At 55.3% G+C, this 23,371-nt stretch carries 16 protein-coding genes; 9 read left to right on the top strand and 7 right to left on the bottom strand.

What is annotated here, in order from left to right:
* Positions 1–109 precede the first annotated feature (109 nt).
* From UTM25_RS15550 to UTM25_RS15565, 4 genes are all read left to right on the top strand, one after another.
* Complete coding sequence (locus tag UTM25_RS15550) at positions 110–1,009, top strand: glycyl-radical enzyme activating protein (protein ID WP_194399908.1); 900 nt, start codon at positions 110–112, stop codon at positions 1,007–1,009.
* Between the two features lie 4 nt (positions 1,010–1,013).
* Entirely contained in the window at positions 1,014–3,446 is a 2,433-nt protein-coding gene (locus UTM25_RS15555) for a formate C-acetyltransferase/glycerol dehydratase family glycyl radical enzyme (RefSeq protein WP_194399907.1), read from the top strand.
* 206 nt (positions 3,447–3,652) lie between these two features.
* Complete coding sequence (locus UTM25_RS15560) at positions 3,653–4,468, top strand: Cof-type HAD-IIB family hydrolase (RefSeq protein WP_194399906.1); 816 nt, start codon at positions 3,653–3,655, stop codon at positions 4,466–4,468.
* Positions 4,469–4,617: 149 nt separating this feature from the next.
* Positions 4,618–5,874 carry a DUF1479 domain-containing protein gene (locus tag UTM25_RS15565; RefSeq protein WP_194399905.1) on the top strand — a complete coding sequence of 419 codons (1,257 nt, stop codon included), beginning with the start codon at positions 4,618–4,620 and terminating at the stop codon, positions 5,872–5,874.
* Here UTM25_RS15565 and UTM25_RS15570 read toward each other — a convergent pair.
* Complete coding sequence (locus tag UTM25_RS15570; protein ID WP_320715017.1) at positions 5,871–6,944, bottom strand: LacI family DNA-binding transcriptional regulator; 1,074 nt, start codon at positions 6,942–6,944, stop codon at positions 5,871–5,873. The genes UTM25_RS15565 and UTM25_RS15570 overlap by 4 nt on opposite strands.
* 288 nt (positions 6,945–7,232) lie before the next feature.
* On the opposite strand from UTM25_RS15570, the gene UTM25_RS15575 reads away from it, so the two are divergent.
* Complete coding sequence (locus UTM25_RS15575) at positions 7,233–8,534, top strand: MFS transporter (RefSeq protein ID WP_023335029.1); 1,302 nt, start codon at positions 7,233–7,235, stop codon at positions 8,532–8,534.
* Between the two features lie 17 nt (positions 8,535–8,551).
* Positions 8,552–10,915, top strand: a complete 2,364-nt coding sequence (locus UTM25_RS15580; RefSeq protein WP_194399903.1) for a glycoside hydrolase family 31 protein — start codon at positions 8,552–8,554, stop codon at positions 10,913–10,915.
* An 89-nt stretch (positions 10,916–11,004) separates the two neighbouring features.
* On the opposite strand, the gene UTM25_RS15585 is transcribed toward UTM25_RS15580, so the two are convergent.
* Positions 11,005–12,600 (bottom strand): ABC-F family ATPase, encoded by a 1,596-nt coding sequence (locus tag UTM25_RS15585; RefSeq protein WP_047061448.1) that lies wholly within the window; start codon positions 12,598–12,600, stop codon positions 11,005–11,007.
* Positions 12,601–12,822: 222 nt separating this feature from the next.
* On the opposite strand from UTM25_RS15585, the gene ldtB reads away from it, so the two are divergent.
* Positions 12,823–13,743, top strand: coding sequence for a L,D-transpeptidase (ldtB, locus tag UTM25_RS15590; RefSeq protein WP_194399902.1), 921 nt, complete (start codon positions 12,823–12,825; stop codon positions 13,741–13,743).
* Between the two features lie 42 nt (positions 13,744–13,785).
* On the opposite strand, the gene UTM25_RS15595 is transcribed toward ldtB, so the two are convergent.
* From UTM25_RS15595 to UTM25_RS15605, 3 genes are read right to left on the bottom strand one after another with little or no spacing between them, the layout of a single operon-like run.
* The gene (locus UTM25_RS15595) at positions 13,786–14,502 is read right to left on the bottom strand and encodes a GntR family transcriptional regulator (RefSeq protein ID WP_194399901.1); all 717 of its coding nucleotides are present in this window, start codon (positions 14,500–14,502) and stop codon (positions 13,786–13,788) included.
* A 15-nt stretch (positions 14,503–14,517) separates the two neighbouring features.
* Positions 14,518–15,840, bottom strand: a complete 1,323-nt coding sequence (locus UTM25_RS15600; protein ID WP_194399900.1) for a PTS sugar transporter subunit IIC — start codon at positions 15,838–15,840, stop codon at positions 14,518–14,520.
* 51 nt (positions 15,841–15,891) lie between these two features.
* Entirely contained in the window at positions 15,892–17,268 is a 1,377-nt protein-coding gene (locus tag UTM25_RS15605; protein ID WP_194399899.1) for a glycoside hydrolase family 1 protein, read from the bottom strand.
* A gap of 170 nt (positions 17,269–17,438) precedes the next feature.
* Between UTM25_RS15605 and UTM25_RS15610 the strand changes: the two genes are divergently transcribed.
* The gene (locus tag UTM25_RS15610) at positions 17,439–18,671 is read left to right on the top strand and encodes a succinylglutamate desuccinylase/aspartoacylase family protein (RefSeq protein ID WP_233469376.1); all 1,233 of its coding nucleotides are present in this window, start codon (positions 17,439–17,441) and stop codon (positions 18,669–18,671) included.
* Positions 18,672–18,767: 96 nt separating this feature from the next.
* Here UTM25_RS15610 and UTM25_RS15615 read toward each other — a convergent pair whose 3' ends face one another.
* Positions 18,768–19,880 (bottom strand): hypothetical protein, encoded by a 1,113-nt coding sequence (locus tag UTM25_RS15615; protein WP_194399898.1) that lies wholly within the window; start codon positions 19,878–19,880, stop codon positions 18,768–18,770.
* 23 nt (positions 19,881–19,903) lie between these two features.
* Positions 19,904–21,214: an MFS transporter gene (locus tag UTM25_RS15620; RefSeq protein ID WP_194399897.1), complete on the bottom strand. Its 1,311-nt coding sequence runs from the start codon at positions 21,212–21,214 to the stop codon at positions 19,904–19,906.
* A 360-nt stretch (positions 21,215–21,574) separates the two neighbouring features.
* On the opposite strand from UTM25_RS15620, the gene UTM25_RS15625 reads away from it, so the two are divergent.
* A complete protein-coding gene (locus tag UTM25_RS15625; RefSeq protein WP_194399896.1) occupies positions 21,575–23,371 on the top strand; it encodes a glycoside hydrolase family 2 protein in 1,797 nt (598 codons plus the stop codon).

Here is a 23,371-nt window from a genome sequence, read left to right on the forward strand (position 1 = left end):
GCCTGCACTTACCCTATCACGACAAAACCTGCTCAGTAGTTGACCTGCATCAAGATAACTTTCATTCGAAAGTCATTTAATCTTCATATGCAATATGAGAGGCGAAATCATGATCTTCAATATTCAGCGTTACTCTACCCACGACGGCCCCGGTATTCGAACCGTGGTGTTCCTGAAAGGCTGCTCGCTGGGCTGTCGCTGGTGTCAAAACCCGGAAAGCCGCTCCCGCAGCCGGGACGTGCTGTTTGATGCGCGCCTGTGCCTGGACGGCTGCGACCTGTGCCAGCAGGCGGCGCCGGGCTGCATCGAACGCGCGCTGAATGGCATGGTTATCCACCGCGAGAAGCTTGATGAAGCCGCGCTCAACGCCCTTACCGACTGCTGCCCGACGCAGGCGCTGACCGTCTGCGGTGAAGAACAGCAGGTGGAGGAGATCATGGCGACCGTACTGCGCGACAAACCCTTCTACGACCGCAGCGGCGGCGGGATCACCCTCTCCGGCGGCGAACCGTTTATGAACCCTGAGCTGGCGCACGCCCTGTTTAGAGCCAGCCACGAACAGGGGATCCACACCGCCGTCGAAACCTGCCTTCACGTGCCGTGGCACTATATCGAGCCGTCATTACCCTACGTCGATCTGTTCCTCGCCGACCTGAAGCACGTCGACAGTGAGGTGTTCAAACAGTGGACGGACGGTTCGGCTAAGCGAATCCTGGACAACCTGAAGCGCCTTGCCGCCGCCGGGAAAAAAATCACCATTCGCGTGCCGCTGATCCAGGGCTTTAACGCCGATGAAGCGTCCATAACCGCCATTACCAACTTCGCTGCCGACGAGCTCGGCGTCGACGATATTCATTTTCTGCCGTATCACACGCTGGGCATGAACAAATACACCCTGCTCGGCCAACCCTACTCTGCCCCTGACAAACCGCTGGATAACCCTGCCCTGCTGGACTTCGCGCAGCAGTACGCCTGCCAGAAAGGGTTAACCGCGACCTTACGAGGATAAACCTATGACAACCCTGAATCTCAACACCCTCAGCGAGCGCATTAAGGCGCACAAAATGGCCCTGGTGCATATCGTTAAGCCGCCGGTCTGTACCGAGCGCGCGCAGCATTACACCGAAATGTACCAACAGCACATGGACAAGCCGATCCCGGTACGCCGCGCCCTGGCGCTGGCGCATCACCTGGCGGAACGCACCATCTGGATCAAACACGACGAGCTGATCATCGGTAACCAGGCAAGCGAAGTGCGCGCCGCGCCGATCTTCCCGGAATACACAGTCTCCTGGATTGAGAAAGAGATCGACGATCTGGCGGACCGCCCGGGCGCGGGCTTTGCGGTGAGCGAAGAGAACAAGCGCGTGCTGCACGACATCTGCCCGTGGTGGCGCGGCCAGACGGTGCAGGATCGCTGCTACGGCATGTTCACCGACGAGCAGAAAGGCCTGCTGGAAACCGGCATTATCAAAGCCGAAGGCAACATGACCTCCGGCGACGCGCACCTGGCGGTCAACTTCCCGCTGGTGCTGGAGAAAGGCCTCGACGGCCTGCGCGCTAAGGTGGCCGAGCGCCGCACGCGCATCAACCTGACGGTGCTGGAAGACCTGCACGGCGACCAGTTCCTGAAGGCGATCGATATCGTGCTGGAAGCCGTAAGCCTGCACATCAAACGCTTTGCCAATCTGGCGCGTGAAATGGCGTCCACTGAAACCCGCGAAAGCCGCCGCGACGAGCTGCTGGCGATGGCGGAAAACTGCGACGTGATTGCCCACGAGCCGCCAAAAACCTTCTGGCAGGCGCTGCAGCTGTGCTACTTCATCCAGCTGATCCTGCAGATTGAGTCCAACGGCCATTCCGTCTCCTTCGCGCGTATGGACCAGTATCTCTATCCCTACTACCGCCGCGACGTGGAGCTGAATCAGAGCCTCGAGCGCGAGCACGCCATTGAGCTGCTGCACAGCTGCTGGCTGAAATTGCTTGAAGTGAATAAGATCCGCTCCGGCTCGCACTCGAAAGCCTCTGCCGGCAGCCCGCTGTACCAGAACGTCACCATCGGCGGCCAGAAGCTGGTAAACGGCGAGCCGATGGACGCGGTGAACCCGCTCTCCTACGCGATTCTGGAATCCTGCGGTCGCCTGCGATCCACCCAGCCAAACCTGAGCGTGCGTTACCACGCGGGCATGAGCAACGACTTCCTCGACGCCTGCGTGCAGGTGATCCGCTGCGGCTTCGGGATGCCCGCGTTCAACAACGATGAAATCGTCATTCCGGAATTCATTAAGCTCGGCGTTGAACGAGACGACGCCTACGACTACGCGGCCATCGGCTGTATCGAAACCGCGGTGGGCGGCAAATGGGGCTATCGCTGCACCGGCATGAGCTTTATCAACTTCGCCCGCGTGATGCTGGCCGCGCTGGAAGGCGGGCGCGACGCCACCAGCGGCAAGGTGTTCCTGCCGCAGGAGAAAGCGCTCTCCGCCGGTAACTTCGACAACTTCGACGAAGTGATGGCGGCGTGGGACAGCCAGATCCGCTACTACACCCGCAAATCCATCGAGATTGAGTACGTGGTGGATACCATGCTGGAAGAGAACGTCCACGACATTCTCTGCTCGGCGCTGGTGGATGACTGCATCGAACGCGCGAAAAGCATCAAGCAGGGCGGCGCGAAGTACGACTGGGTCTCCGGCCTGCAGGTGGGTATCGCTAACCTCGGCAACAGCCTGGCTGCGGTGAAGAAGCTGGTGTTCGAGCAGGGCACTATCGGTCAGCAGCAGCTGGCGGCGGCGCTGGCGGATGACTTCGACGGGCTGACCCACGAGCAGCTGCGCCAGCGCCTGATTAACGGCGCGCCGAAGTACGGCAACGACGACGACAGCGTGGACATGCTGCTGACGCGCGCCTATCTGACCTACATCGAAGAGCTGAAGCAGTACCACAACCCGCGCCACGGTCGCGGCCCGATTGGCGGTAACTACTACGCGGGCACCTCTTCCATTTCCGCGAACGTGCCGTTTGGCGCGGCAACGATGGCCACCCCGGACGGACGTAAGGCGCACACCCCGCTGGCGGAAGGGGCAAGCCCGGCCTCCGGTACGGACCACCTCGGCCCGACGGCGGTAATTGGCTCGGTGGGTAAACTGCCGACGGAAGCGATTCTCGGCGGCGTGCTGCTGAACCAGAAGCTGAACCCGTCAACGCTGGAAAACGACAGCGATCGCCAGAAGCTGATGGTGCTGCTGCGCACCTTCTTCGAGGTGCATAAGGGCTGGCATATCCAGTACAACATCGTCTCGCGCGAAACGCTGCTGGAAGCGAAGAAACATCCTGACCAGTATCGCGATCTCGTGGTGCGCGTCGCGGGCTACTCGGCGTTCTTCACCGCCCTGTCGCCGGATGCGCAGGACGATATTATCGCCCGTACTGAGCATACGCTGTAACGGCATATCCCCTCACTCTTGATGGTGAGGGGATATGCGCACGCTGATGCCCTCACCCCAGCCCTCTCCCACGGGGAGAGGTAGAAAATACTAAAAACGGCAACCTCGGTTGCCGTTTTGCTTTTACTTTCGAATGAAATTAAATTTGTGCTCCCCGTCACCTTGTTATTAGAATGTTTCAAAACGCAGTGACCCAGGAGCACAGTATGACCGTTAAAGTTATCGTCACCGATATGGACGGAACTTTCCTTGATGATGCCAAGCAGTACGATCGTGACCGCTTCCAGGCACAGTTTGCTCAGCTTAAGGCCCGCGACATTGAATTCGTTGTCGCCAGTGGCAACCAGTATTACCAGCTCATCTCCTTCTTTCCGGAGCTGAAAGATCGGATCTCCTTCGTGGCGGAAAACGGCGCGCTGGTGTTCGATCGCGGCGAACAGATTTTCCACGGCGAGCTGACGCGTCATGAATCGCAAATCGTGATTGGCGAACTGCTGAAAGATAAAGAGCTGAACTTCGTGGCCTGCGGGCTGGAGAGCGCCTGGGTCAGCGACCAGGCTCCTGAAGAATTCGTGGCGCTGATGTCAAAGCACTATCACCGCTTAAAGCGCATCAGCGATTACCGCGAAATTGACGACGTGCTGTTTAAGTTCTCGCTGAACCTGCCGGACAGCGATATCCCTAATCTGGTGGATAAACTGCACGTCTCCCTGGACGGCATTATGAAGCCGGTCACCAGCGGCTTTGGTTTTGTCGATTTGATTATCCCCGGCCTGCACAAAGCCAACGGCATCAGCCGTCTGCTGAAACGCTGGAAAATCTCCCCGCAGGAGTGCGTGGCCATTGGCGACAGCGGCAACGATGCCGAGATGCTGAAGCTGGTGAAATATTCCTTTGCGATGGGTAACGCGGCAGAGAGCATCAAAGAAATCAGCCGCTACGGCACCGACGACAACAACCATCAGGGTGCGCTGAACGTCATTCAGGCCGTGCTCGACAACCATTCCCCGTTCGACGCCTGATCCTCTCCTTGCCGGAGCGTCGCTCCGGCCTCTCACTCTTTTTCCGTCCTGTGGCTTGCGTCAAGCTTTTAAACTTGCATTAACTTAATTTTAACTTAAAGTATCACTTGTAGACACTTTTACTTTCGAATGAAAGATGCGAGGCAGTTATGACCTTTACCAGTGAAACCTTACCAGCGGATCACAAAGCGGCAATACGTCAGTTGAAACGTGAGCTGCGCGCGCAGATCGGCGACGTGCAGGCGGTGTTTAATAAGCTCAGCGATAAAATTGCCACCCTCGTGGCGGAAATCAACGTTCTTAAGAACAAAGGCGAATCCGTCTGGCCGGTGATTGCGTTTGCGGATGTGAAAAACGGCACAATTACCGACGCCCAGCGCGAGGCCGTTAAACGCCGCGGCTGCGCGGTGATTAAAGGTCACTTCCCGCGCGAGCAGGCGCTGGCGTGGGATCAGTCGATGCTCGACTACCTCGATCTGAACAAGTTTGACGAGGTCTACAAAGGGCCAGGCGATAACTTCTTCGGCACCTTAACGGCCTCTCGTCCGGAGATTTACCCGATTTACTGGTCTCAGGCGCAGATGCAGGCGCGCCAGAGCGAAGAGATGGCGCAGGTGCAGTCGTTCCTGAACCGTTTATGGACGTTCGAGAGCAACGGCAAACAGTGGTTCAACCCGGACGTGAGCGTGATTTACCCGGACCGCATCCGCCGACGTCCGCCGGGAACCACCTCGAAAGGGCTTGGGGCGCATACCGACTCCGGCGCGCTGGAGCGCTGGCTGCTTCCGGCTTATCAGCAGGTATTTGCCCGCGTGTTTGACGGCAACGTCGAGAAATACGATCCGTGGAACGCCGCGCACCGCACCGAAGTGGAAGAATATACCGTCGATAACACCACCAAATGCTCGGTGTTCCGCACCTTCCAGGGCTGGACGGCGCTGTCGGACATGATCCCCGGCCAGGGGCTGCTGCACGTGGTGCCGATCCCGGAAGCAATGGCTTACATTCTGCTGCGTCCGCTGCTGGACGACGTGCCGGAAGACGAGCTGTGCGGCGTGGCGCCGGGGCGCGTGCTGCCGGTTTCAGAGAAGTGGCACCCGCTGCTCATCGAGGCATTAAGCAGCATTCCGGCACTCGAGGCGGGCGATTCCGTGTGGTGGCACTGCGATGTGATCCACTCCGTCGCGCCGGTGGAAAATCAGCAGGGCTGGGGCAACGTGATGTACATTCCTGCCGCGCCGATGTGCGAAAAAAACCTCGCCTATGCCAAAAAGGTCAAGGAAGCGCTGGAAACCGGCGCGTCGCCGGGAGACTTCCCGCGCGAGGATTATGAAAAGAACTGGCAGGACCGCTTTACCGTGAACGATCTCAACATCCACGGCAAGCGCGCGCTGGGCATGGCTTAACTGTCGTACAGCCCTTCTCGCTCCACGGCGGTGCGTCGTTTCCCCTGACCTATCCGCCGTACCGATTCCCGCACGGCCAGCATGCCGTTTAGCAGTAACGTTCCCACCGGCGCGTCCGGGCGCATGAGCCGCTGCTGGAGCATATATACCGCTTCTGTTCCCAGCTCATCGCGCGGAACGTGCACGGCCGTCAGCGGGACATCCTGGATTGCCGCCAGGTTAAACCCGTCAATGCTCATCACCGACACGTCCTGCGGCACGCGCAGGCCGTGGTTTTGTAATGCGCTAATGGTGCCCGCCGCCATAAAGTCGCCGCCGACCAGGAACGCGGTAGGTAAATCCTTCCCCTGCACTTCACTGAGCCAGCTGCTGACCATCTCTTCCGTTTCGCGCGCGCTGAAGCTGGGCACCACCAGCAGATCGCGTTTATCGTTGAATTTCAGGTTGTGAGACTGCCACGCGTCGCGGATCCCCGCCAGGCGCAGCTCCATGGTGTAGCGGCGCAGGCACAGCACGTTCATCACCTCACGGTGTCCCATTTCGAACAGATATTCCGCCGCCCGCTCGCCAATGGCGCGATGATCCGGCGCGACGGCAGGCAGACGCATGTACCGGTCGCGGCAGTTAATCAGCATGCAGGGTTTACCCACGTCAATCGCCAGATCGTGGATATGGGGATCGTCGATGCCAAGAAGGATTGCCGCCTGGGTGTCCGCTTCGTTCATGCGCGCCAGAAACAGCTGGGCGTCGCTGTCGTTCTCCTCCAGCGCGCAGTAGCGAAGGCGCACATCGTGGGACGCCAGGCCTTTACTCACGCTCTGGATCACGCGGTAGTAAAAGATGTCGGACCGCTCGTCGAAGGCGCGCTGCGGGGCAAAAACCACCAGGCTGTTAAGCAGCAGACGCCCTGCCGCCATGCCGTCCATCACCCCCAGCTCCCGCGCGCACGCCAGCACCTTTGCACGCGCTTTTTCACTGGTATTCGCTTTTCCCGCCAGCACCCGCGACACGGTGCTGATCGAGAGCTGCGTTCGGGCGGCAATTTCGGTGATTTTTAGCCTTTTGTCCATTTTGTGATCTGGCTCCATTTGCGAAATGAAAAAATTTTCATAGCGTATCTATCAGGCAATAGCTGACATGAATGTCATCATGCCAGAGCGTTAACGTCAGTTATGAGAAATTTTGCACAAAATCCACTTTTGCCCACTCATTTTCTTCCTTAAGGTGAACTTGTCACACAGCTTCCATACTAGTTGTATACCAACTTAAGCATGTTAAACGGATAGAAATCAAAGGCATAAAAATCCGTGTGACACCTTAACCTCCGTTCCCTTACCGTCCGTCTTGTGGAGAGTAAAATGAGTCAGGACATCAATAACACCGTAGCGACAAGCAAAACCCGTCGCGTCATTAAGAACCTGCGCTGGTACGTGCTGGTACTGTTCTTACTTGGCGTCACCGTTAACTACATCACCCGAAACTCGCTCGGGATCCTCGCCCCGGAACTGAAAGAGAGCCTCGGGATCACCACCGAGCAATACTCCTGGATCGTTGGTGCGTTCCAGATCGCCTATACCATTTTCCAGCCCCTGTGCGGCTGGCTGATTGACGTCATCGGCCTGAAGATTGGCTTTATGGTCTGTGCCGGGATCTGGGCCCTGATGTGTATCTTCCATGCGGGCGCCGGAAGCTGGCTGCACCTCGCTATTCTGCGCTTCTTCATGGGTGCCTCTGAGGCCGCCGCTACCCCGGCGAACGCCAAAACCATCGGCGAATGGTTCCCGAAATCAGAGCGCCCCGTTGCTGCCGGCTGGGCGGGCGTGGGCTTCTCCATCGGCGCGATGCTGGCCCCGCCCATCATCTACTTTGCTCACGCGTCGTTCGGCTGGCAGGGGGCGTTTATGTTTACCGGCGTGCTGGCGTTGCTGTGGGTGATCCTGTGGTGGGCGTTCTACCACAACCCGGAGCAGCACCCGAACCTGAGCAAGGACGAGCTGGCGTTTATCAAGCAGGACAACGAACCGCCTGCGGTGAGACTGCCCTTCCTGACCGCGCTGAAAACCGTCTCGAAAAACAAACGCTTCTACGGTATCGCCATTCCGGCCTTTATGGCGGAACCGGCCTGGGCGGTGCTGAGCTTCTGGGTGCCGCTGTACCTCGCCAAAGAGCACGGCATGGACCTGAAGCAGATTGCGATGTTTGCCTGGCTGCCGTTCCTCGCCGCCGACCTCGGCAGCGTGGCGAGCGGCTACCTGACGCGTCTGTACACTCGCCTGTTTGGCTGCTCGCGCGTTAACTCGGTTGTTGCCAGCTCCGTGACGGGCGCGTTCCTGATGATCTCTCTGGGCATCGTGGCCATTACCCGAGACCCGTATATCACCATCGTACTGATCTCCATCGGCGGCTTCGGGCACCAGATCATCTCCTGCATGCTGAGCGCCCTGGTTGTGGAGTCGTTCGACAAAGGCCAGATGGCGACCGTCAACGGCATGCGCGGCTCTGCGGCGTGGATCGCCAGCTTCCTGTTCTCGCTGTTAATCGGTGTGACCGCCGACAAAATCGGCTTTAACCCGCTCTTTATTGCCATGGGTTTCTTTGACCTGATTGGCGCTGTCTTCCTGGTAGCATTTATTGCTGAACGTCGCGCCAAGCGCGCCTGATAGTGGATGTATTGCATATGAAAACCCTGAAAAACTGGACCATTGATACGCAGTCGGCAAATCATATTGAACTGCTGGTCGATAACCAGCACCGCCTGTGCCTGTACGTGCTGGAAGAGAACCTGTTCCGCGTGCTGATCAAACGCAAAGGCGAGCTGGCGCTTGACCGCACCTGGAGCATCGCGCCGGAAAAAGACGTGCCGTGGGAAGGCCGCCGTCGTGACGATATAAGCGGTTTCTCCTGCCCGGCCTGGACGCTGACGCAGCAAGGCGAGACGCTAACCGTGGCAACCGAACAGCTGCGCGTGACGGTCCACCAGCCGCTGTGGCTGGAGTGGCACTACCGCAATGAAGCGGGCGAGTGGCAGCCGCTGGTCAATGACCGCCCCACCAGCGCCTACCTGCTGAACGCCCACGGCGACGGCGTAGCGCACTACCTCAGCCGTCGTAAGGACGAGCGTTTCTACGGCCTGGGCGAGAAAGCGGGCGATCTGCAGCGCAACGGTAAACGCTACGAAATGCGCAACCTCGACGCGATGGGGTACAACGCGGCCAGCACCGACCCGCTCTACAAGCATATTCCGTTCACTATCGCCCGCCGCGACGACGTCAGCTACGGCCTGTTCTATGACAACCTGAGCAGCTGCTGGCTGGATCTGGGTAACGAAATCGACAACTACCACACCGCCTATCGTCGCTGGCAGGCGGAAGCCGGCGATATCGATTACTACATCTTTACCGGCAAGCGCGTGCTGGACGTCACCAAGGCCTTCGTGCGTCTGACCGGAAAAACGCTGTTCGGACCGAAGTGGAGCCTGGGCTACAGCGGCTCGACCATGCACTACACCGACGCGCCGGACGCCCAGAACCAGCTGATGAACTTCATTCGCCTGTGCGAAGCACATGCCATTCCGTGCGACTCGTTCCAGCTCTCCTCCGGCTATACCTCCATCAACGGCAAGCGCTACGTCTTCAACTGGAACTACGACAAGGTGCCGCAGCCGAAGGTGATGAGTCAGGCCTTTCACGACGCGGGGCTGAAGCTTGCAGCGAACATCAAGCCGTGCCTGCTGCAGGACCATCCGCGCTATAACGAAGTGGCGGAAAACGGCCTGTTCATTCGCGATTCAGAAACCGATGCACCGGAACGTTCCAGCTTCTGGGATGACGAAGGCTCACACCTCGACTTTACCAACCCGCAGACGGTGCAGTGGTGGCAGAACGGCGTGACCACGCAGCTGCTGGAGATGGGCATCGACTCCACCTGGAACGACAACAACGAGTACGAAGTGTGGGACGGGGAAGCGCGCTGCTTTGGCTTCGGCAAGGAGATTGCCATCAAGCACATTCGCCCGGTGATGCCGCTGCTGATGATGCGCGCCTCGCTGGAAGCACAGCAGCGTTTCGCGCCGGAAAAACGTCCGTATCTCATCTCCCGCTCCGGCTGCGCCGGGATGCAGCGCTACGTTCAGACCTGGAGCGGCGACAACCGCACCAGCTGGGACACCCTGCGCTATAACATCCGCATGGGGCTGGGCATGAGCCTGTCCGGGCTGTTCAACGTCGGTCACGACGTAGGCGGTTTCTCCGGCGACAAGCCGGACGCCGAGCTGTTCGTTCGCTGGGTGCAGAACGGCGTGATGCACCCGCGCTTTACCATCCACTCGTGGAACGATGACCATACCGTGAACGAACCGTGGATGTACCCGGGCGTCACGCCCGCCATTCGCGGCGCGGTTGAGCTGCGCTACCGCCTGCTGCCGTATCTCTACACCCTGCTCTGGCAGGCGCATGCCGACGACGAGCCGATGCTGCGCCCGACCTTCCTCGACCACGAGCATGATGCGCAGACGTTTGAGGAGTGCGATGACTTCCTGCTGGGCCGCGACCTGCTGGTGGCCAGCGTCGTCGAAGCCGGGCAGCGCGAGCGCCGCGTCTGGCTACCGGATAACGCCACCGGCTGGTACGATTTTTACACCCACGCGTGGTATGCGGGCGGCCAGTCAATCGTCCTCGACGCGCCGCTGGAAAAACTGCCGCTGCTGGTTCGTGCGGGAGCCGGTCTGCCGCTGAGCGAGCGCATCACGCATGTGAGTGCCGAAAAAGATACGACCCGCGAGCTGAAGCTGTTCCCGGTGAAGGGAGTCGGTACGACCACCGGAATGCTGTTTGAAGACGACGGCGAAAGCTGGGGCTACCAGAACGGCAACGCGCTGTGGGTGGAGTGGGAAATGGTGTGCGACGGCGCAACCATCAACCTGAAGGTCAACGCGCGCGGGGATTATCGTCCGGCGTGGAAATCGCTGAAGGTGTCGCTGCCTGCAGGGGAAAAACGTACGCTGCTGGTGAACGGGGTTGAAGGGGGCGAGTGGGTGATCTAGTGCGGCCTGATGCCCTCACCCTGACCCTCTCCCACTGGGAGAGGGGATAGAACGCAGGCCGGGTAAGGCGAAGCCGCCACCCGGCTTTTTTAGTTCTCGATACCTTTACTGCGCAGGTAATCTTCATAGTTACCGGTGAAGTCCACCACGCGCTCTGGCGTAATTTCGATCACGCGGGTCGCCAGCGAGCTGACGAACTCACGGTCGTGAGAGACGAAGATCAGGGTACCCTGATACATCTCCAGCGCCATGTTCAGGGATTCGATAGATTCCATGTCCAGGTGGTTAGTCGGTTCGTCCATCACCAGGATGTTTGGTTTTTCCATCATCAGCTTGCCGAACAGCATGCGGCCCTTCTCACCACCGGAGAGCACCTTAGCCGGCTTTTTGATGTCGTCCTGGCTGAACAGCAGACGACCCAGAATGCTGCGCACCGCCTGCTCGTCGTCGCCTTCCTGCTTCCACTGGCTCATCCAGTCGAAGACGGTGAGGTCGTTTTCGAACTCGTACTCATGGTCCTGCGCGTAGTAGCCAATCTGCGCGTTTTCAGACCACTTCACGGTGCCGTTGTCCGGCTGCAGTTCGCCGACCAGGGTTTTCAGCATGGTGGATTTACCCACGCCGTTGGCGCCGAGGATGGCAATCTTCTCGCCCACTTCCAGCAGCAGGTTGAATTTTTTAAACAGCGGGCCGTTCTCAAAGCCTTTTGCAAGGGCTTCTACTTCCAGCGCGTTACGGAACAGTTTCTTGTCCTGCTCGAAGCGAATGAACGGGTTCTGACGGCTGGAGGCTTTGACTTCGTCCAGCTTGATTTTGTCGATCTGGCGCGCACGGGAGGTCGCCTGACGCGACTTAGAGGCGTTGGCGCTAAAGCGGCTGACGAAGGACTGCAGGTCAGCAATCTGCGCTTTTTTCTTGGCGTTATCCGCCAGCAGACGTTCACGCGCCTGGGTAGCCGCCGTCATGTACTCGTCGTAGTTGCCCGGGTAAACGCGCAGCTCGCCGTAGTCCAGATCCGCCATGTGCGTACAGACCATGTTCAGGAAGTGACGGTCGTGCGAGATGATGATCATGGTGCTGTCGCGATCGTTCAGCGTCTGCTCCAGCCAGCGGATGGTGTCGATGTCCAGGTTGTTCGTCGGTTCGTCGAGCAGCAGGATGTCCGGGTTAGAGAACAGCGCCTGTGCCAGCAGCACGCGCAGCTTCCAGCCCGGCGCAACTTCGCTCATCGGGCCGTAATGTTGTTCGACAGGAATACCCACGCCCAGCAGCAGCTCGCCCGCGCGTGCTTCCGCAGAGTAGCCGTCCATCTCGCCGTACTGCGTTTCCAGATCGGCCACTTTATAGCCGTCTTCTTCGCTCATTTCGGCCAGCGCGTAGATGCGATCGCGCTCCTGCTTCACTTCCCACAGTTCCCCATGCCCCATGATCACGGTGTCAAGCACGGTGAACTCTTCGAAGGCGAACTGATCCTGACGCAGCTTACCGATACGCTCGTTAGGGTCGAGCGATACGTTGCCGAGCGTCGGCTCCAGGTCACCGCCGAGGATCTTCATAAAGGTGGATTTTCCGCTACCGTTGGCACCAATCAGGCCGTAACGGTTGCCGCCGCCAAATTTGACGGAAATGTTTTCGAACAGCGGCTTACTGCCAAACTGCATAGTGACGTTGCTGGTAACTAACACGGGGAGATTCCTGCGAAAAGTGTGATAAACACGGCATTATGCCACAATTCCGAATTGAGATCCCGTGTTGCGGCAATCCACTAAACTTTAGCAAAATCGAAAAAAATGTGATTTCGTACACATCTGAATTCCCTGTTAGCGGGAATGCACATATAATGCGCTCCCATCACAGATTCAGACTTATCAACTCATCGCCAGAATGGCTTAGATACCTCGCACAACATGAACATGAAATTAACAACGCTTTTAGCGGCGGCGTTAGCCGTAGTAGGTTTTTGTAAGACCGCGTCTGCGGTGACGTATCCCCTGCCAACAGACGGTAGCCGTCTGGTAGGCCAGAACCAGGTTGTGACGGTACCAGAAGGTAACTCTCAGCCGCTGGAGTATTTCGCTGCGCAGTACCAGCTGGGCCTGTCTAACATGCTGGAAGCGAACCCGGGCGTTGACCCGTATCTGCCTAAAGCGGGTACCGTGCTGAATATCCCTCAGCAGCTGATCCTGCCGGATACCGTTCATGAAGGTATCGTGATTAACAGCGCCGAAATGCGTCTCTATTACTACCCGAAAGGCACCAACACCGTTATCGTGCTGCCAATCGGTATCGGCCAGCTGGGTAAAGACACTCCGCTGAACTGGACCACCAAAGTTGAGCGTAAGAAAGCGGGCCCAACCTGGACGCCGACCGCCAAAATGCACGCGGAATACATCGCTGCGGGCGAACCGCTGCCAGCCGTTGTACCGGCAGGCCCGGATAACCCGATGGGTCTGTACGCGCTGTACATTGGCCGCCTGTACGCTATCCACGGTACCAACGCCAACTTCGGCATCGGCCTGCGCGTAAGCCACGGCTGCGTGCGCCTGCGTAACGACGACATCAAATTCCTGTTCGAAAACGTGCCGGTCGGTACGCGCGTGCAGTTCATCAACGAACCGGTGAAGGCGACCTCAGAGCCAGACGGCAGCCGCTACATTGAAGTGCACAACCCGCTGTCTACCAGCGAAGACCAGATCAACAATAACGAAGTCGTTCCTGTTACGCTGAACAGCGCGGTGCAGGCGGTGACTTCTCAGCCAGACGTAGAAACGGCGATTGTTGACCAGGCCGTGCAGAACCGCTCCGGTATGCCGGTGCGTTTGAACTGATAGAGAAGCATTAAAAAAGCGGGCCTCGTTGCCCGCTTTTTTTTATCCGTTATTCACGATGACTATCCCGCCGTGGTCGTACCGATAGTGGCAGTGGGCATACTCCAGCGGCGTGCCGTCCTCCAGATAAATAACCTGCTCCACCTCCAGCACCGGATCGGTTTCCTCGCAGACCAGATGCTCCCTGTCCAGCGCGCTGGGCTTAAGCGCCCGCACCACCCGGTATGACCCCATAATTTTCAGCCCCAGCGTCTCCTGCACGTACTGGAACACCGAACCTTCAAGATGGGTTTTCGTCAGGCCCGGCACCAGATTCATCGGCATCACGGTGGAATCCAGCGACATAGGTTCGCCGTTCAGCAAGCGTAGACGAATGAAGTCATAGATCGGCGCGTCGGCGTTAATCATCAGCGACGCCTGCTCTTTGTCGTTCGGGAAGCGCAGCTCGAAATGCACCACCCGGCTGGTCACCGTGCCCAGATGTTCCCAGGTTTTGGTCGCACCAAAGTAGTCGTTGCCGGAGAGATCCCACTGCGAGAGCTGAAGGAAGTTTTTACGGATGAACGTGCCCTGCCCCTGGCGGGTATAGACCAGACCTTCGACGATCAGCTGGCGCATAGCCTGCTGAATGGTCATCCGACTGGAGTTGAACTCCGCCGCCAGCGCAAACTGGTCCGGCAGGGGTTCATTGGCGGCGTACTGCTGGCTGATAATGCGTTTCTTAATTTCCCGCGCTATGGTGATGTACTTCGCCGCCATCGTCCTTCCTTTCAGTTAGTTTTCTATCCCGCTGTTTTTCAAGGCCACTCGCTCGGCAATTTTGAGGAAAGGCAGGTAGAAGAATACACCAAATACGATGATTGCCAACTGCACCACCACCGCCCGCCAGTCTCCCGCCGTGGCCAGCCAGGCGCTGAGAATGGGCGGTGTGGTCCACGGGATCATCACCACGCAGCGCGACATTAACCCCAGGGTGGTGCAGAGCCAGGCGAAGTAAATGCCGATGGCGGGCAGCAGCACAAACGGGATCATCAGCGGCAGGTTAAACACGATCGGCAGGCCAAAAATCACCGGCTCGTTGATGTTGAATAAACCGGGCGCCAGCGACAGACGCGCCACCTGCTTCGCCGACTTTTGTCGGGAGAAGATAAAGATGGCAATCAGCAGCGAGATCGTGCTGCCCGTGCCGCCCACCATGCCGAACGTCGGCACGAAGATGTTGTTGATGATATGCGGAATTGGCTGGCCGTTGGCGAAGGCCAGCATGTTCTCGTTGGTGTTGATCAGCAGGAACGGCTCCAGCACCACGCTGTTGACGACAGACTGATGAATACCAAGCGTGAACAAGAAGTTACCGAAGCTGTAGATGAAAATCGTTCCCGGCAGGCTGGTGTTGATTAGCCGCAGCGGCTGCTGGATAAAGGTAGTAATAAGATGGATCAGGTCCGTGTGCAGCACGTTTGCCAGTATCGCCGCCAGCACCGCGAACAGGGAGAGCGTGAGGATAGTCGGGATCAGCGCGGTAAAGGATTTGCTCACCGCCGGAGGCACGTTTTCCCCGAGGGAAATGTGCAGCGCCTTCAGGCGCGAAATGGCGATAAACACTTCCGTTGAGAGCAGCCCGATCAGCACCCCGGCGAAAATCCCGGTTGAGCCGATATTGGCGAACGTCAGCACCTGGGTGACGTTCACCGCGGAATCGCTGCCGACGGGCGTAATCTGCAGGCGCATCGGCATCATGATGATGAAGCTGCTGACGGCGATGACCACTGCCGAGACCGGATTGTCGAAATCTTTGTTGCGCGCCAGCGACCAGGCAATCATCGGGGCCAGCAGCAGCGCGGCGATGTTCAGCGTTCCGTTGATAATCGCCTCGCCCCACACCTTAAACTGCGCGAGCGTGTCGCCATGAAAAATCCACGGAAATACCACGTTGTTCACCAGCACCGCCAGACCGGCGAGGATGAAAATGGGCATTACCGTGGCGAAGGCGTCGCGCAGGGAGCGAAGGTGCACCTGATTAGCCAGGCGCGCCGAGAACTCAACAAACTTATCGACAAAAGACTGCATGTGCGGTGTTATTTTTGTTTCAGACATAGCGGATAGTTCCCATCAATCAGTCACAAAAACGGCCCGGCAGCGTACGGCTTACATCTCGCGTCCGTTGGTATGGATAACCTGTTTTAACCACGCGTAGCTCTTCTTCGGCACGCGCTTCAGGTCTTTCAGGTCGTGGTTTTCCCGGTTGACATAGACCACGCCGTAGCGCTTACGCATGTCGCCCTGGGAGCTGAGAATGTCGATCAACCCCCAGCCGAGGTAGCCGATTACCTCTGCCCCGTCCTCGAACATCGCCTCCTTCATGGCATTGATATGCGCCCGGTGGTAGTCGATGCGGTAGGTGTCCTCGATCGGATTGACGCCGTCCCAGGACTCAATCACCCCGATGCCGTTTTCGATCGGGAAGACCGGCATCCGCCAGTCGTTGGCGTAGCGGGTGATGATGGTGCGAAAGCCCAGCGGATCGATCTGCCAGTTCCACTCGGTGGCCTTCAGGTACGGGTTGTTTTTCTCGCCGTGCAGCAGGTAATAGTTCACCGGCGTGCCTTCCGGGATCGCATCGCTGTCCAGCGTTTTGCTGGCGTAGTAGCTGAAGGCCATATAGTCGTTTTTAGTCCGCGCCAGCAGCGCTAAATCCTCAGCGCGGTAGATATCGCCAAAGCCTTCCTGCTCCACCACCGCCATCACCGCCGGGCTGTAGCCCTGCCCTGCGAAGACGCGCAGCAGGTTCTGGTTGAGGAACTCGTCGTACTGCTGGGCGCAGAATATATCGCGCGGTTTGCAGGTGGCCGGGTAGATCAACTGGTGCGCCAGCATGCCGCCCATCAGCTGGCCAGGTCTGGTCTGGTGCAAATATTCGGTCAGCGCCATGTGCGCCACCATCGTATGGTGCTGCAGCTCGTACAGCTCGCGCAGGGTTTTCTCGCCGTGCATATAGCCGGAAATGCGGAACGCTTCCGGCATATGGAAGATGTTCTGCTCATTGAAGGTCAGCCAGTACTTCACGCGGTCGCTATAGCAGTCGATCATCTTTTTGCCGTAGCGGATAAAGGCCTCCATCACGCGGCGGTCGTTGAAGCCGTTGTACTCCTGCGCCAGCACCAGCGGCATATCGAAGTGGTACAGGCAGACCATCGGCTCGATACCGCGGGCGATCAGATCGTCGATAAAACGGTCGTAAAACGCGATGCCCTCGTCGTTGAACGCGCCGTCGCCCTGCGGGCAAACGCGGCTCCAGGAGATCTGGAAGCGGTAGCAGTTCATGCCCAGGTCCTGCATCAGGTCGAAATCTTCCCGGTAGCGGTGGTAGGAGTCGGTCGCCACTTTCCAGTCGGAGACGTTCTCCCCGGCTTCACGAATGTCATACACCGACATCCCCTTCCCGCCCTCGTTCCAGGCCCCCTCCGTCTGCATGCTTGACACCGAGTTGCCCCATAAAAAATTGGCCGGCAGCGAATTGTTCATGCTTTCTCCCTATATGACTAGTCATTTTAAATATCATGACTAGTCATATAGGCGAAGATGAAAGGACGATCAAAGAGGAGGATCGTTTTTTGTGAGGTATGTTGGAAAGAAGAAGCCGGGCAGGAAAATGTATCGCGCAAATCCTGTTCCTGAGGCCGGAGCGTTAGCCTATGCAAAATCACATTTCCCGATCGTGCCACTGGCTGGCCTCAAAAAATCATTATTTACTTAATGAGCATGAACCCAGGCCCTGGCCAGAAAATAAAAATCTCAACCCTATCAAATGGAAAATGACGCTCATGAAGATATCTACTAGCCGTATCGCATTCGCTCTCAGCTTAGCGTTGTCATGCTCAATGACTCATGCGGCAACGGTGTATACGGGTGATAAGGTGCAGGGAATACCTGTTATCTCGACTCTGGATGTAGCTGACCTGACAGCAGGACAACATCGCTTCATGTTCGAGGGGGTTGAGACAGGAACGGGACAGCGATGGTATGTCCCCATAATGGTGGCAAAAGGAAAAACGGACGGGAAGAAAGTTCTGCTTCAGGCGGGCGTCCACGGGGATGAGCTAAACGGAGTGCGCATCGTACAAAAAGTGATGGAACAACTGGACCCCGCCACAATGAAAGGAAGCGTTATTGGTATTATTGGCCCAAACCGTTCTGGCCTTGAAAGGGTTTCCCGGACATGGTCTGTTTCAACCGATGGTGGTGAGACCATCGACTACAACCGCGTACATCCAGGAAAAGAAACGGGTAACTCTGCTGAGCGTCAGGCATGGATGATGTGGAATAAGGTTTACAAGGGAAATGTAGACCTGGCGATTGACTATCACACCCAGTCTACCGGAACGGCTTATCCGCTGTTCATTTATGCCGACTACCGCAATGCGGATGCCCGGACGATTGCAGAACTTTTTCCGGCCGATCAAATTAAGAAAGATCCCGGCGAAGCCGGCTCAATGGAGACAACTTTTATTCAAAATGGTATCCCCGCGATAACGGCCGAGACGGGAGAACCGAGGATTTACCAGCAGGATATGATTGCCCGTGGTTTAGAAGGTGCCCTCAATGTACTGATCCACTACAAGGTTATTGAAGGCAAAATCGGCGCAACCGCCAGCAGCAATAAAACGTATATTGGTAATGCTATCAGTTCAATACGTGCAACCACAGGTGGGTTTGCGGAAGTTTTCGTTAAACCCGGCGACACGGTAAAAGCAGGACAAGAGGTCGCCGTGCAGCGAAATGCATTCGGTGATGTTGTCGCGAAGTATTCAGCAGAAAGGGACGGCAAAGTACTGTCAATTGGAACAGATGTAGTTCGAGAACCCCGAGCCCTGCTGGTAAGAGTCCTTGAGCAAAATCCAGCGGCAACCTGCAAAGACGGTTGCTGATTGCCGCCACAGCCCATCGTTGAATCGGCAAAAGCATGCTCAATGGAATAAAATGCTTTCGCCGATTTCTGTACCGATGGGCAAAGAAATTTAAAATCACCTCGACAGATTTTTAAAATATCCAATACCGATCGTCTTACGGAAACGCCAGTCCTGCCATTGAGGCCATAAAACGTGGGCGATCATCGCGATAGCTATCCATCGGAACCAGGTGGCAAACGTATTACTGTGTCCCTGAGGCTCTTTATATCCCTTCACCCATCCATCATACCCTCGCTCGCCAAGTAAGGTGTCCGGGAATCCACCATCCTCGTTCTGGAAGTCCAGCAATTTCACGAGCATGCTGCGGAGCCAATGCTCAATTTCATCGCTGCGATATGGGCAACGCGCGTGGCCGTGCGCCAGAATATCGATAATATCGACATCAATACAGCTGCTGCGAATGGCTAGTGGTTGTTCCAGGCAACGGCTTATCGACTGGTTAAAATAGGGAATATTTTCATCGAGTGCATAAAATACATGTAAATTATGTGTCGCACCGCAGAGCGCAAATAGTAAAGCTTCCTGGCTGTACTGCTGACCCGGCCCCCAAAAACCTGAATAGGGTTCGCTTTGCTGATTATGCCAGAAGATCATATCCTGCAAACGTTGAGCCGCAGGACCGTTCGGTTCTCTCTGCTGTTCGAGTAACAGAAAACTTCCGATATTGACGATATTATTACCTTCCAGCCAAGGATCGCGCATATCACGTTGACCTAACCATGCCCAAAAATACTGAGCGTCGAGGTAAGGTTTCAAAAATGGCAGCTCGATTCTATCCAGTTGGTCCAGCACTTCCAGCGTCCCCATACAGTAATTGGTTGTATGAAAACGCATGTACTGGCACGTTTTTTCAGCATCCGGCCCTTTCCATGTTTCGTTCCAGCACAATCCCGGCAACTGGAAAAAACCGTCCTCCCCCTGATGACCCAATATCCAGTCCGCAAGCGCTTCTTTCCCGGCGATCTCATCCCCCAATAAAACGCGAGCCATCGTGCCATCATAGGTTCCCGGCAGAAGCATTTGCGGCCATTGCTCGGGCTGGTGAAGTTCGCTAACGCGTAATACGCCTGCCGTTGCGTTGGGGAGTTGCATTTTATTTAGCCAAAGAAGACTTTTCTCTCTGGCTGCCAAAATACGTTCCTTTAACAGACTATCGGTAAATGTCATGTTCTGTACCTGTATAGTTAATATTATTTAAATTTAGCTGCAGACATTGCTGGAATTAATAAATGCATTATCATGAAACCTAGAAGATAGGCAAAACCACCCATCAGGAAAATAGACCAATAGCTTCCAGTTGCCTGTAAAATATGTCCTGTGGCCTGCGTAAAAAGAATTGAACCGAGAGAACCAATCAGGCAACCAATACCAACAACAGCCCCTACCGCCTGTTTTGGGAACATATCGGATACGCTGGTATAAAGATTGACCGACCAGCCCTGATGCGCTGCGACAGCAAGCCCAATCAGCAGTACAGCGCACCAAAGATTGGAAACATTCGAGACCAGTAAAATAGGAAGCACGCAGGTAGCGCATAACAATAATGTCGCTTTACGCGCTTTATTGACGGCCATACCACGGTTTACCATCCATGCAGGGAGATAACCACCTGCAAGACCGCCCATCGTTGCCAGAATATTGATTAATACCAGGGGCATCGCCATATGCGCCATATCAATACCGCGAGCGTCATGCAGCCACTTCGGTAGCCAAAAAAGGAAGAACCAGAAAATCGGGTCAGTAAGAAATTTGCAAATGGCGAATGCCCAGGTCTGCTTATACTTTAGCAAACCCAACCAGCTGATTTTTTGAGTTGTTTGTGCTGTAATATCGGCGTCATCATCCTGATTAATCCAGGTTAATTCTTCTTTATTTACCTTCTTAATTTTCTCCGGCTTTCCGTATAATATTAACCAGAAAGCAATCCAGATAAACCCTACGGCACCGGTTACGATGAATGCTTCACGCCAACCCCACTGTAATGCTATCCATGGAATAATAACAGGAGCAAAAATATTACCAATATTGGAACCCGAATTAAAAATACCCGTTGCGAAAGCACGCTCTCGTTTCGGGAACCACTCTGCGGCAACCTTCACAGCTGAAGGGAAGTTGGCACTCTCCCCCAGCCCAAGGAAGATTCGCGCATAGATAAATCCTATAACAGTACCGACCATTCCGTGAGCCATCGCAGCTAAACTCCAGATTGCCAGTGCGACAGGTAAAACCAGGCGTGCGCCATAAACATCAACAAAACGTCCGCACAGGAATAAACCTAAGGCATAGGCAGCCTGAAATGCCGTCACTATATTACCGTATTCAATTTCATTCCAGCCAATATCTTTTTGTAATATTGGGGCGAGCAACCCTAATATAGATCTGTCGAGATTATTTATGGTGACAGAAAAAAAGAGCAACGCGCAAATCGTCCATCGATATCGACTGGTTGTAGAACCAATATTTACAGCTTCATTACTGACACCACCCTGCAACTGACCCATCGTATTTCCTCCGTCACGATTTAATAATCGTATCCAAACAGACCCATAGTAATTAATTTCAACCAGTGTACGTTACCCGGCCTGAATGCATGACGGATAAGAAACAGAAGTGAGATCCCTGAAGTCCTGCCATAATTTTATGTGAGTCATATCGCGCCTCAGGGTTGCAGATGTGATCAAAATCACCATAGTAAAAGCAATTATGAGATGTGCATCACATTAGAATCCTGTCGTTATTCGACCTCCATCACATTTACATGTTTTTATCACTTAACTTTCCTTCTGTTTATGAGGAGCAGCTCCAGCGTCTGAATTCGAGCCGTTATTCTACAGAAACACCTCTTTTATGAAGGATATCTCATGTTGGAAAAATCGGACCTGGCTGAAAATGCCGTTGAATGCTTACATAACGAGCAATATGACCAACCGTATAATAAGCAGAATCTCAATCATACTAATCTGTTATTCACGGGTGGCCGAGACCGTGAAAGCCTGAGTGGCGAATGGCGCTTTACGTTGGATCTTCACGACACAGGATTAAGGCAAAAATGGTATCTCTTAGAGAAAAGCGACGCTGAAACACGTCGCGATCCTTACGATTACGATCCTTTTGCCGGGGATACCGTTCCGGTGCCGGGATGCTGGCAAATGATGAAAGAAAAATGGTTTTATTTTGAAGGGAGTGCGTGGTACAGCCGGGAGATTGATTACCTCAAACAGGACGCGGATGAACGTATTTTCTTACGCATTGGCGCAGCCAATTACGATTGCAAACTTTTTGTTAATCATCAGTTTATAGGCAACCACTATGGGGGCTCAACCCCATTTTGCGCTGAATTAACGTCTGTATTACTGCCAGGAAAGAATGTGGTGATGTTATGTGTGAATAACACCCGCACTACTGACAGGCTACCCTTGAGAAATAACGACTGGTTCAACTATGGCGGGATATACCGTGAAATTGATATTATTCGAACACCGCAAACTTATATCAGGGATCTGTTCGTTTATTTAGTTCCAGACGGCAAATATAATAAAATAGCCGTGAGAATAGCAGTGGAAGGCGATGCGCGAGAGGTGAATTTCTCTCTCGCTGAACTTGACATCTCCGTTACTCTTCCGGTGGTGAATGGCATTGCTGAAGCTAACCTGTCTGCTGAACCGCAAATTTGGTCTCCTGAACACCCTAAATTGTATCGCGTTATGGCATCGCTGGGGCGCGACTGTGTCAGCGACCGCGTGGGTTTCAGGCAAATTGACGTTGTGGGTACGGATATCCGTCTCAACGGTAAATCGCTCTATCTACGCGGCATAAATTGCCACGAAGATGATGTATTATTAGGAAAAATGACCAACGAAGCGGATATCCGCCGCCGTTTTCATGATGCTAAAGAGCTCAACTGCAACTACCTGAGACTGGCGCATTACCCCCACCATGAGATGGTCGCGCGTATTGCGGATGAGGTCGGTTTGTTGCTCTGGGAAGAAATTCCAAACTACTGGGCGATAGATTTTAAAAATCCGACAACGCAACGCGATGCACATAACCAGTTGATGGAGCTAATCTATCGTGACCGAAACCGTGCCAGCGTAATTATCTGGTCAGTGGGTAATGAAAATGCAGATACCGATGAACGCCTGGATTTTATGAGCATGTTGATTGATGCAGCCCGAAAGGCCGATCCCAGCCGTTTGATTTCTGCCGCTTGCCTTGTCAATCATGCAAAAATGAAGATTGAAGATCGTCTGGCAGATTATCTTGATATTATCGGTCTGAATGAGTATTACGGCTGGTACGAAGAGAATTTTGACGATTTGATTGTGCTCGGTGAAAACTCGTCGCCAACAAAGCCTGTTGTCATCACTGAAACTGGTGCCGAGGGCGTTCCGGGCGAACATGCGCCTCAGTCGGGGCCATTCTCGGAAAACTATATGGCGGATGTTTATCGCAAACAGACCGAGTGTCTGCCAAAACTCAATTATGTGCGCGGTTTTACCCCATGGTTGTTGTATGACTACCGTACAGAAAGACGTCAGAACCCCTATCAGAAAGGATTCAATTGCAAGGGACTGATTACCGCAGATAAAATAACGCGCAAAAAAGCATTTTATGTATTGCGCGATTTTTATCAGCAATTAAAAAATGTCGGGTCATAA

Source organism: Enterobacter sp. 61D5 (assembly GCF_034107965.1).
GTDB classification, from domain to species: domain Bacteria; phylum Pseudomonadota; class Gammaproteobacteria; order Enterobacterales; family Enterobacteriaceae; genus Enterobacter; species Enterobacter cloacae_M.